This window comes from Streptomyces sp. NPDC004752, assembly GCF_053601275.1.
In genome coordinates this window covers 1-1,038 of the sequence record NZ_JBSGBN010000316.1, presented here as the reverse complement: position 1 = coordinate 1,038, position 1,038 = coordinate 1, and the positions used below count along the sequence as shown (strand labels likewise).

Below are 1,038 nucleotides of genomic sequence, written 5' to 3'. Positions count from 1 at the left end.
CGAAGCGGTCCCGCGCCGGGCCGGGCCCGGTCCGATGCGCGGTCGGCACCGGCACAATGGGGGAGTGGGCACAATGGGGGAGTGAGCGAACCCATACCCGTCGTCCGCACCACCGACCACGGCACCGCGAAGCTGATGCCGGACGTCGACCGGGCGCGGGCCTGGCTGCTCACGGTCGACGGGGCGCCGCAGTCGTACGTCGACCTGGACGAGCCGACGCATCTGGAGTTCGAGTACGCCCGGCGGCTCGGATACGTGCTGGACGCCGTGGCGGAGCCGGGCCGGCCGTTGGACGTGGTGCATCTCGGCGGCGGCGCGCTCACCCTGCCCCGGTACGTGGCGGCGACCCGGCCGGGTTCGCGGCAGGACGTCATCGAGGCCGACCGGGGGCTGCTGGCCCTGGTCACCGAACGGCTGCCGGTCCCGGACGGCGCCGGCATCGCCCTGCACCCCTCCGACGCCCGAACCTGGCTGGAATCGGCCCCCGACGACACGGCGGACGTGCTGATCGCCGATGTCTTCGGCGGCTCCCGGGTCCCCGCGCACCTCACCTCGCTCGACTATGCGCGTGAGGCCGAGCGCGTGCTGCGGGCGGGCGGCGTCTATCTGGCCAATCTCGCCGACGCCGCGCCGTTCGCCTTCCTCCGCTCCCAACTCGCCACGTTCGCGGCCGTGTTCGAGGAGCTGGTGCTGATCGCCGAGCCGGGTGTGCTGCGTGGACGCCGGTTCGGCAACGCGGTGCTCGTCGCCGCGCACCGGCCCCTGGACACGGCGGCGCTGGCCCGTCGGACCGCCTCGGACGTCTTCCCGGCCCGGGTCGAACACGGCCCCGCGCTACGGGAGTTCATCGGCTCGGCCCGACCGGTGCTGGACGCGGAGGCCGTACCGTCGCCCGAGCCTCCCGACGGGGCGTTCGGCATCGGCTGAGGGCGGGCCGGTCCGGGACGCGACCCGGCCGGGACCGGGGGCCCGGGGGCCCGCAGGAGGCGGGTGCGGCGGGGGGCCGGGGCGGCGGACGGGGGTGAGGGTTGTGAGGAT

At 75.6% G+C, this 1,038-nt stretch carries 1 protein-coding gene; it reads left to right on the top strand.

Translation table 11 applies throughout. The features are described from left to right. Nucleotides 1–81 precede the first annotated feature (81 nt). Nucleotides 82–927, top strand: a complete 846-nt coding sequence (locus tag ACWEKM_RS46625) for a spermidine synthase (RefSeq protein ID WP_451627380.1) — start codon at nt 82–84, stop codon at nt 925–927. The last annotated feature ends 111 nt before the right edge of the window (nt 928–1,038 follow it).